This is a genomic window from Arthrobacter sp. CAU 1506 (assembly GCF_005047635.1).
GTDB lineage: Bacteria > Actinomycetota > Actinomycetes > Actinomycetales > Micrococcaceae > Crystallibacter.
Genome location: NZ_SUKC01000007.1, coordinates 151,267 through 166,566, shown reverse-complemented (window position 1 = coordinate 166,566; position 15,300 = coordinate 151,267). Strand labels below are relative to the sequence as shown.

Sequence of the window (15,300 nt, the reverse complement as noted above, 5' to 3'; positions counted from 1 at the left end):
ATCTTCCAGGTAAATATGCAAAGAAGGTTGTCATAGATGGCTCTTTGACCTAGGCTCAAGTCCACTGCCAGGCCCGGGATGCGTTATCGTCTTCGACGCCCACGCCTGACTCAATGAAGAGCTGCCAAGTCACTCAGTGGAGAGCAACTATGGGAATGTGGGACTACATTATTGTCGGCGCAGGCTCATCCGGCGCCGCACTCGCGGGCCGGCTGTCCGAAGATCCGACTGTCAAAGTGCTGTTGCTGGAGGCAGGCCCGGACTATCGGTCCGCCGACACGCCGGAACAGTTCCGAGACCGTAACCTCGGCCGCGGCCTGGCATTGTCGCCGGACCGGGAAGAAATCGATCCTGAATACTTCTGGATCGGCCCCACGGCCCGCCGGCATCCCAGCCAGCCCGCCTTTCCCTATCGGCGCGGCCGCGGCTTGGGCGGCAGTTCAACAGTCAACGGCCTCTGCGCCATCCGGGGGGTTCCGGAAGATTTCGCCGAATGGGTGCGGATGGGTGCCGACGGCTGGTCGTATGACGACATACTCCCGGCATTCATCAAGTTGGAGTCCGACCACGACTTCCCCGAGATGGAACACCACGGAGCCTCCGGTCCCATTCCCGTCTACCGTGAACTCGAGGAGGGTTGGGGCGGAATGGACGTCGCCCTTCGTGACGCAGCCCTGCACGCCGGCTACGCGTGGGACCCGGACCACAACTCGCCGGACGGAGCCGGAGTGGCCGCCTTCGCGATGAATATCAGGGACGGATTCCGGGTGTCCACCAACGACGCGTACCTGGAGCCCGCTAGAGACCGGGACAATCTCACCATCCGCGGCAACGCCCATGTCGACCGCATCCTCTTGGACGGCGGCCGGGCCGTCGGCGTCCTGCTGGCTTCCGGTGAATCATTCCACGTAGCACCGGATGCCGGCGAAGTGTTACTTGCCGCGGGCGCCGTGCATAGTCCGGGAATTCTCCTCCGGTCCGGAATCGGTCCGGAGGCTGCTTTAGAGGCCATCGGAGTGAAGCCGGTAACAGTGCTCCCCGTCGGCGAAGGGCACCAGGACCATGCCGTCATCTTCGTTCAGGTGCCGGTGACTCCCGAATCGCAGATATGCGTCGGCAACCGGCCGACAAATGTCGTCGTGCGTTATTCCTCCGAGTTGGGGGAGGGCCGCCGCAACGACATGATGATCATGGCCAGCAACCACAACTACTGGTTTGGCCAGCCGACAGCGGGCATCGCGGTACAGCTCAATCAGGCCTATTCCCGCGGCAGGTTCACCCTAAAGTCCGCCGATCCGTTCGAGGACCCGTACCTGGAGATGGACCTGCTGACGGACGAGCGGGATTTAGTTCGCATGCGGGATGCCGTGGCGAGGATCGAGCCGATGCTGGATCACCCCTCGATGCGGCGGATAACCACCGGTGAGGCGAACCTGCCACGCAACGACGAGGAAATCCTCTCCATGGTCAAGGACGTCATGCATCTTTCGTCGACCGCCCGGATGGGCGCCGCGAACGACCCCGCGGCCGTTGTGACCCCGGACTGCAAGGTGATTGGTCTCGAGGGGCTCCGTGTCATCGATGCATCGGTGATGCCCACGGTCGTCAGCGGAAATATCAACCTCACTGTCATTGCAATGGCCGAACTCATGGCGTCCAGGATCTCCGGAAGGTCCCTCTAAAACGCATTTCAGGCCGCAAGCCCCCGATCGACCTGTGCACAAGTTGAGGCGGGAATTCCCGCATCAATTGACGATAAGGAGTTTACTATGACTGCTCAGACCGAAACGCGGTCAATATCCAAGAATCAATTTCCGGATACAAGTGCATTCACCGGGATAAACCGTCCCGGACGGATGGAAAACGATATCTATTCGCTTGAAATCGATGGCACGCTGCCTCCGCAGCTGTCAGGAGTGCTGTACCGCTGCGGGCCCGACCCTGCCTTCCCGCCCATGTTCGACGACGATATCTACATCAACGGCGACGGCATGGTGTCGATGTACGTGCTGGCCGACGGTCATGCGGACATGCGCACCCGCTACGTTCGCACTGATAAGTTCCAGGCGGAGCGCGAGGCGCGCCGGGCGCTCTTCGGCAAGTACCGCAATCCGTGGACGGACGACCCCAGCGTTGCCGGAATGGACCGGACAACCGCCAACACCAGCATGATTTGGCACGCCAACAAGTTGTTCTCCGTGAAAGAGGACGGGTTGGCCCATCAGCTTGACCCCCTGACCCTTAGGACCTTGGGCAAGCATGACTTTGGGGGGCGCCTGCGCAGCAAAACCATGACTGCACATCCGAAGATCGATCCGGTGACTGGCGAGTGGGTGTTCTTCGGTTATTCGGCAGCCGGTGAAATGAGTTCCGACATTGCCCTGGGCGCCGCCAACGCAGCCGGCCGGCTGACGAAAGAGCAATGGTTCCTGCCGCCCTATCAGAGCGCTATCCACGACTGGGCGGTGACGCAGGAACACAACATTCTGCCCATCATGCCCGCGACTACTGATCTGGAGCGGGTCATGGCAGGCGGTCCGCGCTGGATGTGGGACCCGGGCCAGACCACGCATCTGGGGGTCGTCCCCCGGAATGGCTCTGTCGAGGACATCGTCTACTTCAACGGTCCGGCGCTGTGGTCTTTCCACACATTGAATGCCTTCACTGAAGGCCGCCGCGTCCACATCGACCTCTGCGTCAGCGAGGCCGCACCGTTCCCTGAGATCAACGGCAATCCGATTGAACAGTCCATGACTCAGCTCTACCTCACGCGGTGGACGTGCGACTTGGACCGTCCTGGCAGCGACTTCGAGCAACGCCGCCTGCTCGACGGAATCGCGGTGGACTTCCCGGAAATGGACCAGCGGCTGCAAACGAAGAAGTATCGGCACGGCTTCATGGCGGGCCGAGACTGGACCAAACCAATCAATCCGGATATCGCCAAGGGCGTCTGGTTCAACACTCTGATCCATCTGGATCAAGAAACGGGCGAATCCGAGCAGTGGTACATCGGCGACGACGCCAACATTCAGGAACCCGTGTTTGTAGAGCGCGGCCCCGATGCGCCGGAAGGCGACGGCTACCTGCTCGCCCTGATCAACCGGCTGAAATCGGCCCGCACCGAACTTGTCATCATCGACACGGCGCGGTTCACTGACGGCCCCGTCGCCACCGTCCACATCCCCCTCCATGTCCGGCCGACCTTCCACGGACTGTGGGTTTCATCCGCAGAACTGGGGCGAATCCCGGATTTACGCGGGTAGCAAACCGCCAGCACCCATCGCAACCAAGGAGTATTTGTGAGTAGCACTGCTGAGATCACCGATGTCACTCAGAGAATTCAGGACCAATTGATCGGCATCGGGCACCTCGTCAACGGGGAGATCCTTCCCACAGAGGAGTCCTTCGACGTCGTTGCCCCCTGGACAGGAGAAGTGCTGGCCAGCTGCCCTGAGGCGTCCCTTGAACTATTGGACCGGGCCATGTCGGCGGCACGCAGGGCGTTGCCCGCATGGGCGGCCGACATCGACCGTCGGAAGGAAGCCCTGCTGACCCTGGCCGAGCGTCTGGACGCCCAGGCGGAAACCCTCGGGCTGGTGAATTCGGCTGAAACCGGTAAGCCAGCTTTCATCGGTGCTGGCGAAATCAAGGGAGCGGCGGCTCATGCTCGCTGGTATGCGATGCAGGACCTGCCGGTTGACACGCTGGCCGACAACGAGACCGAGCTCGTGCAGCTGGTGCGTGAGCCGGTCGGGGTCGTGGCCGCCATCGTGCCTTGGAACGGCCCGATTATCATGCTGATCAACAAGATCGCCGCGGCAATGCTCGCTGGCGACACGGTGGTGGCTAAGCCCTCGCCATTCACGCCGCTCGCCTCGCTGCTCGTCGGCAACCTGATCAAGGACATCGTGCCCGCCGGCGTCGTCAACATCCTCGCGGGCGGCGATGAACTCGGTAAGGCCATGACCGCCCATCCGGAAACCAATCTCGTTGCCTTCACGGGCAGCGTCGAAGCCGGTCGTTCGATCATGGCCGCCGGCGCACCGACGCTGAAGCGCATGCTGCTGGAACTGGGCGGAAACGACGCCGCCATCGTCCTGCCGGACGCCAACGTGGAAGAGATTGCGCCGAAGCTGTATCGGGGCGCGTTCGCCCTCGGCGGCCAGATCTGTGCCGCAATCAAGCGCCTCTATGTCCATGAATCCATCTTCGACCAAGTGGTTGCCGCCCTCGCCGAGCTCGCGAACCAGGCGCAGCCGGGGGATCCGTTCGTAGACGGGACCACGATGGGGCCTTCGACGACCAAACCACAGTTCGAACGGGTCAAGGGACTGATCGAGGACGCGCTGGCGAATGGCGGCACAGCCGTCACAGGCGGGGCTCCCTTGGATCGTCCGGGGTACTTCATTCCGCCGACGATCATCACCGGGATTGGCAAGGGAGTGGCACTCGTGGACGAGGAGCAGTTCGGCCCGGCGCTGCCAGTCATGCCGTACAGCGACATAGACGCCGTTATTGAGGAGGCCAATTCCACTGAGCTCGGTCTGGGCGGATCCATTTGGACCTCCGATATCCAGGAGGGGCTGAAGCTCGCCCGCCGGCTCCGCTCCGGTGGAGCGTGGGTGAACAGGCATCCGCACGTGGGCGCGGAGGTGCCCTTCGGGGGCATGAAGCAGAGCGGCATGGGCCGTGAGGGCGGAGCTGTTGGAATCGAGGCATTCTGCGAGCTGAAGACCATCAGTGTTGCCTTCGGCTAGGGGGTGTCCACCCGCTAACCAGTACGAACAATGAACGTATGCATCGATCAACCACTCTGAGAACTAAGGGAGCCTTATTATGACGACGAACGTCGATAAGAACACACCGACAACGCTGAGCTTCGGTACCGAAAATCCTTCGATCGGCAGTATCGAGCTGGAGTACGCGTTCTCCATCCGGATCGACTTCACGGAACGTGTCCGGTTTCAGACACCCGCTGGCAAACGCTCCTATGTGCCAGCCGCCGGAGGCGAGATCTGGGGGCCGCGACTCCAGGGCAGGGTGGTCGGCGGCAGTGGAGCCGACTACGCGGGCGTCTACGGGCTGGACGCTCACTACATGCTCGAGGCCTCGGATGGCTCGCCGATTTATATTCACAATTCCGGTTACCTGTATCCAATGGACGGTTCTGAAACCCGGTTGGACGACCCCTCCTGGGGTGGCGACAGGGAATTCTATTTCCGAATCACTCCGCGGTTCGATGCGCCGGTTGGGCCGCATGATTGGCTGACTCGGACCATTATTGTCGGCACAGGGCAACGGGTCGCCAATCCTGACCACACTGTCTTCACTTACTACGCCGTTAAATAGGGCGTGGAATTCGCGCAGGAACACCGGTTCGTCACAATCAAACAAATAAGTGGCAAGCTACTTGACATGATTTAGATCACATCCATATGGTTGGTTTCGAGACCGGTGGTTTCAAGGGAGCCGGTCCCGGCATCCAGCCGCGAAGAGTTTGGGTCAACGTTGACCACCTAGGCAAAGGTAATCTCCATGATCAAGAAATTTTCACGGCAGGGCCTGACCGGCCTCGGAGCAATCCTCGCCCTCGGGCTTACCCTGACGGCCTGCGGCGGTAGCACTGCCGCCGGAGGGGAGGAGCCGGCGGGGGCCGCTTCCGGAGCGGCCGGCGCACTCACCAGTCTCAAGGTCCTTCGGGCACCAGTGTTCTTCGAACCACTGATCATCGCTGACCGCGAGGGCTATTTCGAGGAACAGGGTCTCGACGTTGAGATCATCGACGGCGGAACGGCAGCGCAACAGGTGGCGCAGCTAGTGTCTGGCAAGGTGGACATCGCCGCCACCGGCGGCGTCTCCACGATCGCAGCTGTGGCCCAGGGCATGCCCATCAAGGCCATCCTTGGAAACCAGAACGCCAATGCTGAAGTCATTACCTCCGGCTTGCTGGTCGAGAAGGACAGCCCTATCCAGAGCTACGGCGATCTGGAAGGCAAGACGGTTGGCTTGCAGGGTCTGAAAGAAACCACACATCTCGGATCATTGCTGGCTTTGGAAGACGCGGGTGTTGATACGAGCTCGGTCGAGTTCGTCCAGCTGCCGCTCCCCGGCCTCAACGATGCCCTGGCAAAGGGCCAGGTGGATGCTGCCTACAACATTGGCAGTTTCTACCCGACCGGCATAGGCATGGGCTTCCGGACCATTGGGTCCCCCGGTAACGAATTCCTCGAGGGCGGCCCGAACGCCTGGTACGTCTCGTCCGATGACTTCATCGCGAAAAACGGGGAGGCCATTGAAAAGTTCAACGAGGCCATGAAGCAGGCCACTGAGTACGCGATTGACAACCCTGAAGTTGTTCAGGAACTGCAGATCGAATTTACGGAGCAGGATCCGGAGTACATCAAGTCCGCTCCCATCCAGATCCTGACCTGGCAGATCAACCGGGCGGGTACGGAGAACACCATCAATGGGCTGAACAAGTACAAGTTCATCGATTCCGAAGTTGCCTACGAGGACGTCGTCTGGGAAGGCGCACCGCAGAACTAGTTCACCTCCGGTCAATTGAAGTTACCCAAGTTAGGTGTAGGGATGGCCATCTCCGAAAAGTTATCTCCGCCCAAGGTGGTGCCGGATCCGAAGAGGCCTTCGGGTCCGGCACGCCGGCCGGATCAGAAGAGGTTCGCGGGTCCGGCTCGCCGGAGGAAAATCGCGCTCGTCATGTGGCAGTTGGCAACAGCAGTCCTCATCCTGCTGGTGTGGACGCTCGTTTACGCTTCCGGTTATTTCAGCCCAGACCTCGTCCCGCCGTTCTGGGACGTGGCAGTGCGATTCGTAGGCTTGGCCGTCGATCCGGTGTTCTGGGCGGCGCTTGCGGCCACCATGTCCAGTGCCCTGGTCGGGCTAGCGCTCAGCATCGTCGTGGGTGTCCCAGTCGGGATGTTCCTCGGTATCACCCCGGCCTTCTACCGGTCTACGCAGTTCCTCATTGATCTGGGGCGTTCTTTCCCCGTCATCGCACTCCTGCCGGTGATGGTCCTGATGCTCGGCGCGACCCGGGAAATGGAAGTCGTCGTAGTATTCTCCGGCGTCGTTTGGCCGATCTTGCTGCAAACCATCTATGGGGCCCGACGGATTGATCCAGTCATTGCCGACACGGTCCGCAGCTATCGGATCCCGATGGGGCTCAAGTTCTTCAAGGTCGTCCTGCCCAACGCCGCCCCATTCGCCGTTACCGGCATCCGGATTGCAGCCTCAGCCTCGATTCTGATTGCCGTAGGCGTCGAGGTCCTGAGCCTTACTCCAGGTATGGGCGGCAACCTGGCACGGGCACAGACTGACGGAGCCCCTGCCTTGGCCCTGGCCTATGTCATCTACTCCGGCTTGGTCGGGCTCGTGCTGAACAAGATCCTTTGGTTGGCTGAGGGCCGATTCCTCGGCTGGAACCGTCGAGTAACAGGAGGTGGACAATGAGCACTATATTGGCCGAGGCGCCCAAACAGCTCGGCCGCCTGCTGGAGCAGGTTTGGCTGGTAGCCGTGCTGGCGGCCGCCTGGTGGTTCCTGTCGGCGAACAGCACATCAGTCTATTTCCCGCCCTTGTCGAAGATCATGCAGTCTCTAGTCAGCGGATTCACGACCGGGACGATGATGAGGGATGTGGTGTTTAGTCTCTCGAACATTCTGATTGGCATCGCCGTCGCGACGGTTCTCGGCGTGGCGGTGGGCATCCTGATCGGAGAATTAGAGCGCCTGCGTCAGGTGCTGGATCCCTTCTTGCAGTTTGTCCGTTCCGTGCCGCAGTCCGCGCTGATCCCCATCGTGATCGGCGCCCTCGGTATCGGCCAAGCCCCGAAGATTTACATGATCGCCTTCGCCTGCTTTTGGCCGGTGCTGCTGAACACCATCGACGGCGTGCGGTCCATCGCTCCCGAAGTGCGGGATATGGCGAAGTCCTATCGGATACCGACGACCTTGCGAATCCGTAGAATCGTCCTTCCGGCTGCGCTCCCGCAGATCGTCGCAGGAGTACGGGTCTCTCTCGCCGTCGGCGTGGTGATTATGGTCGTCAGCGAAATCTTCAGTGCGGTGGCCGGCATTGGCCACTACATCAATATGGCTGGCAGCTCCTTCGATATTTCCGGCGCATGGGCGGGCACACTCCTTGTCGGCGCCTTGGGCTACCTGCTGAGTGTCTCGTTCATCCTTTTTGAAAAGGGCACGCTTCGCTGGTACTTCGACTCTGCCGCATTGGCCAGCCACGGTCGTATCAAGACCACCAGATCACGTCGGAAGGCAAAGAAGTGACAACAGTTCAAAACCTCGATCGACTTGAGGAGCGCCAAGCTCGGCACACCCTGTCTGTCCAGTCTCTGAGCAAGTCCTATGGCGAGGGCGCCGACGCCGTGGAAGTGCTGCACGAGCTGGACGTCAGGGTTGAACCCAACGAGGTGGTCTGCATTGTCGGTCCGTCCGGGGCAGGAAAGACCACATTGCTGCGATGCCTCGCCGGCCTGCTGCCCCCGAGCTCAGGCAAGGTGATGCTGGGGGACCAGGAAATGACCGAGCCGCTCTCCGAGGTGGGCGTGGTCTTCCAGGACTACAGCCGGTCATTGCTGCCGTGGATGCGAACCAAGGAAAATGTGGCCTTTCCACTGCAAGGCAGGGGAATGGGCAGGTCGCAGCGGATGGCTCTGGCTGAACAGTGCCTTGACGCCGTTGGCCTGCCCGCGGTAGGCCGCAAGTACCCGTGGCAACTCTCGGGCGGGATGCAGCAGCGCGCTGCCATCGCCCGTGCGCTCGCATACCAATCCGAAATCCTGCTCATGGACGAACCGTTCGCCTCGGTAGACGCCCAGACCCGCTTCGATCTGGAGGACCTAGTTTTGGACCTCCGCAAGCGCCTGGGGATCAGTATCGTCGTCGTTACTCATGATATTGACGAGGCCGTCTATCTGGCCGACCGAGTGGTGGTTCTGTCGGGCCATCCTGCAACCGTAGTGGACGTCGTCGATGTGCCGTTTGGGATGGACCGGGACCAGATCGATACCAAGGCGGACGCAAGGTTCACTGAGGCGCGCCGGCGAATCCTTAACGAGATCCGGCACTAGGGGGCAGCGGTTCGCGGCGACGCCGTGCCACTGGGTGGCGGTTCCGACGGAACCGCCACCCAGCTCATGGCAACGAGGCTTCCTGAACCACCCGGTCTTCGCTTCCCAGGTTCGGATTCTGTTCGAGGTGGTCGGTGCAGGCCGACAGCAGGTTCAGGAAATACTCTTGCTCCCGTTCGTTCAGCGCTCCGAGGAAATGCCGTTCCACGGCCTGAAGACTGTCCACGCACTTGTCCACGAGTTCGACCCCGACGGGCGTCAATTCGGCGAGCAGCTTTCGGCCGTGATTGGGATCCGGGTGCCGGATGATCAAGTTGCGTCGTTCAATGCTGGTGATGATCTGTCCCATGGCCTGCGGAGTGACGAAAACCAAACGCGCAAGTTCTGCGGAAGACAACGGTCCCTGCCGCCGCAATATGACGAGGGCGGTGTATTCGGGAGTGGGCAGGGAGTACTGCTGGAGCACCTCGTCCATGAGCGCCCGAAGCCGTCGGTCGGCAGTCAGGATCAGTCCCAGCAAGGGTCGGCGGTCAGCCTTGGCTTTTGCCGCTGCCGACAGTGGCTCCAATTCAGTCACGTTGCCTTATCCTCCGGGTCCTTGTCGGATCTCGATTGTCAGATTTAGTAGTGACTCTAGTGTAAACCAAATTGATCAATATTGACTGCCAGCAGCAAATTTGGTGTTAGTTCTGGCGGCGAGCCAGCCCGGTGAAGCGGCAGAATTATTGCAAAGAAGCTTGTCATCTTTGCGTTGCTGACTTAGGCTCGTAGCACTGGCTGAAGATTGGGCGCGAAGCATCGGCGCTTCTGGCCTCTCGGAGGGCAGCATGTACGAGACCCTCCCAAACCATTCCGTATCACCTTCAATCCGCTGGAGGCCCGCAATGACCACCACCGCAGCTGCTCAGGCAGTATCCTCAGAATTTCCCAAAACGCGGCAATTCACCGGAATCAACCGCCCGGGACGCGTCGAGAGCGACGTCCTGTCGCTCGAGATTGAGGGTCGAATTCCGCCCCAGGTCGCAGGTGTCCTCTACCGCTGCGGACCAGACCCGGCCTTTCCTCCCCGGGCAGGAGATGACATTTACATCAACGGCGATGGCATGGTCTATATGTTTGTGCTCGCCGAGGGACGGGCCGATGTCCGGACCCGCTACGTACGGACCGACAAATTCAACGCCGAGCGGGACGCGCGCCGGGCACTCTTCGGGGCCTACCGAAACCCGTACACCGACGATCCCTCGGTAGCCGGCGTGGACCGAACGACAGCGAATACGAGCATGGTCTGGCATGGCAACCAGCTATTCGCGATCAAGGAGGATGGGTTGGCGCACCGCCTTGACCCGATGACTCTAAGAACGCTGGGGAAACACGATTTCGGCGGTCGGCTCCGGAGCAAGACCATGACGGCACATCCGAAGATCGATCCGCTCACCGGGGAGTGGGTCTTCTTCGGATATTCGGCCAACGGTGAGCTCAGCTCTGACATCGCTGTTGGCAGCGCCAGCGCCAGCGGTCGGTTAACTGATGAGCAATGGCTCCTGCCTCCCTACCAAAGCATGGTGCATGATTGGGCCGTGACCCAGGAGCACAGCATCCTTCCTGTCATGCCCTTGACCACGGATGTCGAGCGGGTCAGGGCTGGTGGGCCGCGCTGGGCCTGGGAGCCGGGCCAAACAACGCACCTTGGGATTCTGCCAAGGCGCGGATCAGTAGAAGATATCGTCTACTTCGATGGTCCCGCGCAGTGGTCCTTTCACACCATGAACTCGTTCACCGAGGGACCTCTCGTTCATATCGACCTTTGCGTTTCCGAGGTCGCCCCGCTGCCGGATACACTCGGCCAGCCCTTCGATCCGGCGAGGGTCACGCAGTACCTGACCCGATGGACCTGCGATACCTCTCGTGGCGGCGGTGACTTTGAACAACGCCGCCTGTTGGACGGCATCCACGTGGACTTCCCCGAGATTGACCAGCGCTTCCAAACCCTGAACTATCGACATGGTTTCCTCGGCGGACGCGACATGAGCAAGCCGGTCAATGAGGAGATCGCAAAGGGCGTTTGGTTCAACACGCTGATCCATTTGGACCACCTCACGGGAGAATCTGAGCGGTGGTACGCCGGTGACGACTCCAATGTCCAGGAGCCGGTCTTCATCCCGCGTTCCGATGATGCGCCTGAAGGGGACGGTTTCCTCGTGGCCCTGGTCAACCGCTTCCCGGACGAGAAAACGGACCTGGTAGTGCTGGACACCGCGCGACTAACCGACGGACCCATTGCCACAGTCCATATTCCGCTGCACATCCGCCCCACCTTCCATGGTTTGTGGGTCTCTGCTGAGGAACTGGGCCAATTGCCCGACCTGCGCGCCTAAGCTCAGCCAAGCGAATTGAAACACCTCCCCGTAACGGGGAGAGCAGCCAGCGGGCTGGAAGGAGTTAAGGGCGGGGAAATGATGGATGAACAGACTGCAGCCGCGATCCGGGACATCGGAAACGTGATCGCTCCGGACCGGGCAAAGGCTACGGACACCGTCTATGCGCCCTTGCATGATCTGGCGCCCTTTGGCGATGTCGTGATCGAAAGGGATTTTGTGTATGGGGACCATCCCCGGCATCGCTTGGATGTCTTCAGCCCCAAGGCTGTGTCGCCGGAAAAACTGCCGGTGCTGGTCTTTGTTCACGGCGGAAACTTCGTTGCCGGGCAGAAGCACACAGAGGGAAGCCCGTTCTACGACAATGTCGGTGCCTGGGCCGTACGGCATGGATTTATAGGCGTTACGATCTCGTACCGTTTGGCTCCTGCCGCCCAATACCCGTCCGGGATCGAGGACCTTAATGCCGTGGTTGCCTGGCTCCGCAGCAATATCGGCACCTTGAACGGTAACCCGGACCATATTGTGCTGATGGGAGCTTCTGCGGGCGCCATCCACGTGGCCAGCTACCTCGCGGCAGCCGCTTTGGACGAAGCGCCGGTTGCGGGCACCATCCTGCTCTCCGGTCTGTACGATCTGACGGTCGTGCCCCGGGAGCGAGTTCTGGATAATTATTACGGCACTAAGCGAGACCTCGCCCCCGTTTCACCACTGCCGGGGCTGGTGCAGTCGGCAGTGCCGATCATGGTGGTCGTGACGGAAATGGATCCGCCGGAGCACCAACGCCAGTTCCTGGGGCTGGCCCAGGCGCTGCTGGAGCGCAACGGGCAGCTGCCACGGATGGTTTACTTAGCCGGTCACAACCACTTCAGTGAAGTCGTCCATCTGGGAACCGACGACGAAGTGTTGGGAACAGAACTGGCCTCCTTCGTCCGCGGCCTCGGCAAGGAAACAGGCTGAACCGCCCATCGCTATTGGACCTGCCCATGGGCACATTGTCACTATCTTCAAGGAAGAGGAACCATGCGATCATCTGAAACAGCACAGTTGCCCGGCCAGGACGAACTCGAGCAGTTGGGTGAGCGTTACCGGGATGCCTATGTCCGGCACGAGCCATCGTTGCTGCCGGTTTCACCTCGGGTGCGCTACACGGAGAACAACGTCGAGCTGAACTTCCCCGATGGAAGCTGGGACGCCGTGACTGAAGAACTCGGTCCAGCGCTGACCTTCTCGGATCCGCATACCGGCAACGTGGGCATTTTCACGGCCATCATGATGAACGACACCCCCGGTTTCCTGACGATCCGCTTGAAAGTGAAAGGCGGGGAGATCATCGAGATCGAGCATATGCTCTCCACCAAGCGCGGCGTCAGCGGTCCGCCCACTCCCTTCGGCGAGGTGCGCGAACTGCACCACCAGCCGGTCATCGCGGCCAAGCTGGAACCGAGTGAGTGGAGCAGCCGGGACGACGCGCTGGCCTTGGCAGACGGATATTTCCAGACTCTGTCCCGTAACGACGGAACTCTCTATACCAAGTTCGCTGACACTTGCTACCGGATTGAGAACGGCTATCAGGCGGCGCCAAAAGGGGCCGCCGGGGACTTCCTGCTGGGCCGCTGGCGATTCAACGAGCGGGTCCGCCGGGAGTGGATCATGGTGGACGAAGCCCGGGGCATTTGCCTCGCCCGAGGCTTTATCGACCACAAGGGCCTTCTGGACAAGTATGAGCTCACCGATGGCTCGATGCGCGAGTCGCCGTTCCGGGAGCCGCATACGTGGAGTTTTATGGAAATTTTCAAGATAAAGAACGGTGAAATTGCTGCCGTCGAGGCGACGTTCATTGGCTCTCCGTACTTCAGCAAGTCTCCGTGGGCGACCGACGCCGAGATCCAGGATCTGGACGACACGTGGAACGGCGGAGCCGTGCTCCTGAAGGACCGGCGCCGCTAGCCAGCAACCAAAACGAGGCATGCTCAGCGAGCCAAACGTCGACGTCCCGGAGCGCGATAGCGCGGCCTTTTGAGAGTTCACCGGCGGTGGGAAAACCCAGCAATAACCCTGAACTGTCCACCAGACAAACAAACGGGCCGGTTTCCCTGTTGGGGGGAGCCGGCCTGTTTGCTGGGCCCCGGGATGCCCGGGGCGGGCGGCTGCTGGGCCAGCCGGGTAACGAGACGGCGTGTGGCCGGCCCTTGAGGCAGGGACCGGCCACGCGCCGTCGTCGTTGTTATTAGTGGCCGGCTGCGGCGGCTGCTTCGTCCAGGTGGGCGATGGAGCGGGTGTCCTGGAACGCGCGGACGCCTTCGATGCCCTGTTCGCGGCCGAAGCCGGAGTGCTTCATGCCGCCGAACGGGGCGCGCAGGTCCAGTCGGGTGGCGCCGTGGTCGTTGACCCAGACGTAGCCGCAGACCAGTTGCGCAGCGATTGTGTTGGCTTTGTCCTTGTTCGCGGTCCATACCGATCCGCAGAGGCCTGCCCAGGTGTCGTTCGCGGCCGCGATCGCTTCTTCTTCGGTGTCGAAGGGGATGATCGGGATGACCGGGCCGAATTGTTCCTGGGTGACCACGCGCAGGGACGGGTCCGGGTCGACCACGAGGGCGGGTTTGAGGAAGTTGCCGCCTTGGAGTTCGGGGTCGGAGGGCAGTTCGCCGAACTCGCGGACGTCGGCGCCGGCGTTCTTGGCTTCGGCGATGAGTTCTTCGACGAAGGTTTTCTGCGCGGGCTGGTGCAGCGGTCCCATGGTGGTGGTTTCGTCGAGTCCGTAGCCGATGACGGCTTTTTCCAGCCGGGCGGAGAGTCCGGCGACCAGTTCGTCCATCCGGGAGCGGTGTACGTAGACGCGTTTGGCGTTCATGCAGATTTGCCCGGTGGTGTCGAAGATCGCCGCATAGAGCCGGTCCAGGTGGGTGTCGTCCAGGATGGCGTCGTCGAGGAAGACCGCGGGGTCGTTGCCGCCGAGTTCGAGGGTGACGCGGGTCAGGGACTTGGAGGCCATTTCCATCATTTTCTTGCCGCCGCCGACGCTGCCGGTGAAGCAGACCTTGGCCACGTCGTCGTTTTGGATCAGGCCGGCCATCTCGCTGTCGTGGCCGGTGACGATGTTCAGCACGCCCGGCGGCAGTTTCTCCGCCACGCGCTGCACTACCCGGGTGATGGCCAGCGGGGTGGTGGGCGGTGGTTTCAGGATGGCGGTGTTGCCGGCCAGCAGGGCGTGCGGCAGCGAGGCGCCGAGGATGGCGATGGGCCAGTTGAACGGGACGATGATGGTCACCACGCCCAGTGGTTGGTAGGCCACGGTGGTGGTCACCGGGATGCCCGGTGCCGGTTCGAGGACCTTGCCCTGGTCGATCTGGTCGGCGAGGGCCAGGGCGAGTTGGAAGCGGATGTCGAAGACCAGGGCGTCGATCCAGGCTTCCATCCGGATTTTCCCGTTTTCCTGGGACAGGATGGCCGCGTCCTCGTCCCGCAGTTCGGCGAGGCCTTCGATGGCTGCGGCGAGCCGGGCGGCCCGTTCTTTCGCGCCGAGGGCAGCCCAGGCCGGGAAGGCGGATTTCGCGGCGGCTACGGCGTCGGCCACGTCCTGCTTGGACGCCGCGGCGGCGTATCCCACCACTGCGCCGGGTTTGCCGGGGTCCGCCACGGCGTAGGTCTCGCCGGTGTCCCTGACTTCACCCCCAATGTAGAGCCCCGTAGTGACTTGGGTGGTCAATGCTTCAGTCATCTGCTAACACCTCTCCATGTAGTGTGGGGTTCAAATCTCGGACTGTTGAATTCTGGCTCGAAAGTCCGGTGGTCTATCGCGATGGTCATCGACCCCGG

13 protein-coding genes are annotated in these 15,300 nt (G+C 61.4%); 11 read left to right on the top strand and 2 right to left on the bottom strand.

The window, feature by feature from the left end; translation table 11 throughout:
- Nucleotides 1–149 precede the first annotated feature (149 nt).
- The 8 genes from E4J89_RS10235 to E4J89_RS10200 all read left to right on the top strand — a co-directional run bounded on the left by E4J89_RS10235 (nucleotide 150) and on the right by E4J89_RS10200 (nucleotide 9,106).
- Nucleotides 150–1,682 carry a GMC family oxidoreductase N-terminal domain-containing protein gene (locus E4J89_RS10235; protein WP_169303971.1) on the top strand — a complete coding sequence of 511 codons (1,533 nt, stop codon included), beginning with the start codon at nucleotides 150–152 and terminating at the stop codon, nucleotides 1,680–1,682.
- Between the two features lie 87 nt (nucleotides 1,683–1,769).
- A complete protein-coding gene (locus E4J89_RS10230; protein WP_136786025.1) occupies nucleotides 1,770–3,263 on the top strand; it encodes a carotenoid oxygenase family protein in 1,494 nt (497 codons plus the stop codon).
- 36 nt (nucleotides 3,264–3,299) lie between these two features.
- Entirely contained in the window at nucleotides 3,300–4,757 is a 1,458-nt protein-coding gene (locus E4J89_RS10225; RefSeq protein ID WP_205754457.1) for an aldehyde dehydrogenase family protein, read from the top strand.
- A 79-nt stretch (nucleotides 4,758–4,836) separates the two neighbouring features.
- Nucleotides 4,837–5,349: a DUF3237 domain-containing protein gene (locus tag E4J89_RS10220; RefSeq protein WP_136786024.1), complete on the top strand. Its 513-nt coding sequence runs from the start codon at nucleotides 4,837–4,839 to the stop codon at nucleotides 5,347–5,349.
- A gap of 186 nt (nucleotides 5,350–5,535) precedes the next feature.
- On the top strand, nucleotides 5,536–6,546 hold the full coding sequence (locus tag E4J89_RS10215) for an ABC transporter substrate-binding protein (RefSeq protein ID WP_136786023.1): 1,011 nt from the start codon (nucleotides 5,536–5,538) through the stop codon (nucleotides 6,544–6,546).
- Nucleotides 6,547–6,726: 180 nt separating this feature from the next.
- Nucleotides 6,727–7,470, top strand: a complete 744-nt coding sequence (locus tag E4J89_RS10210; RefSeq protein WP_169303970.1) for an ABC transporter permease subunit — start codon at nucleotides 6,727–6,729, stop codon at nucleotides 7,468–7,470.
- Between the two features lie 8 nt (nucleotides 7,471–7,478).
- The gene (locus E4J89_RS10205; RefSeq protein ID WP_205754456.1) at nucleotides 7,479–8,303 is read left to right on the top strand and encodes an ABC transporter permease; all 825 of its coding nucleotides are present in this window, start codon (nucleotides 7,479–7,481) and stop codon (nucleotides 8,301–8,303) included.
- Nucleotides 8,300–9,106, top strand: a complete 807-nt coding sequence (locus tag E4J89_RS10200) for an ABC transporter ATP-binding protein (protein WP_205754455.1) — start codon at nucleotides 8,300–8,302, stop codon at nucleotides 9,104–9,106. Before E4J89_RS10205 ends, E4J89_RS10200 begins: the two co-directional genes overlap by 4 nt.
- 64 nt (nucleotides 9,107–9,170) lie before the next feature.
- On the opposite strand, the gene E4J89_RS10195 is transcribed toward E4J89_RS10200, so the two are convergent.
- Nucleotides 9,171–9,683, bottom strand: coding sequence for a MarR family transcriptional regulator (locus E4J89_RS10195; protein WP_136786020.1), 513 nt, complete (start codon nucleotides 9,681–9,683; stop codon nucleotides 9,171–9,173).
- Nucleotides 9,684–9,990: 307 nt separating this feature from the next.
- On the opposite strand from E4J89_RS10195, the gene E4J89_RS10190 reads away from it, so the two are divergent.
- The 3 genes from E4J89_RS10190 to E4J89_RS10180 all read left to right on the top strand — a co-directional run bounded on the left by E4J89_RS10190 (nucleotide 9,991) and on the right by E4J89_RS10180 (nucleotide 13,431).
- The gene (locus E4J89_RS10190; RefSeq protein ID WP_169303969.1) at nucleotides 9,991–11,481 is read left to right on the top strand and encodes a carotenoid oxygenase family protein; all 1,491 of its coding nucleotides are present in this window, start codon (nucleotides 9,991–9,993) and stop codon (nucleotides 11,479–11,481) included.
- A 123-nt stretch (nucleotides 11,482–11,604) separates the two neighbouring features.
- On the top strand, nucleotides 11,605–12,441 hold the full coding sequence (locus E4J89_RS10185) for an alpha/beta hydrolase (protein ID WP_169303968.1): 837 nt from the start codon (nucleotides 11,605–11,607) through the stop codon (nucleotides 12,439–12,441).
- A gap of 63 nt (nucleotides 12,442–12,504) precedes the next feature.
- Nucleotides 12,505–13,431 (top strand): hypothetical protein, encoded by a 927-nt coding sequence (locus E4J89_RS10180; RefSeq protein WP_205754454.1) that lies wholly within the window; start codon nucleotides 12,505–12,507, stop codon nucleotides 13,429–13,431.
- Nucleotides 13,432–13,711: 280 nt separating this feature from the next.
- On the opposite strand, the gene E4J89_RS10175 is transcribed toward E4J89_RS10180, so the two are convergent.
- A complete protein-coding gene (locus tag E4J89_RS10175) occupies nucleotides 13,712–15,202 on the bottom strand; it encodes an aldehyde dehydrogenase family protein (RefSeq protein ID WP_136786017.1) in 1,491 nt (496 codons plus the stop codon).
- Nucleotides 15,203–15,300 lie beyond the last annotated feature (98 nt).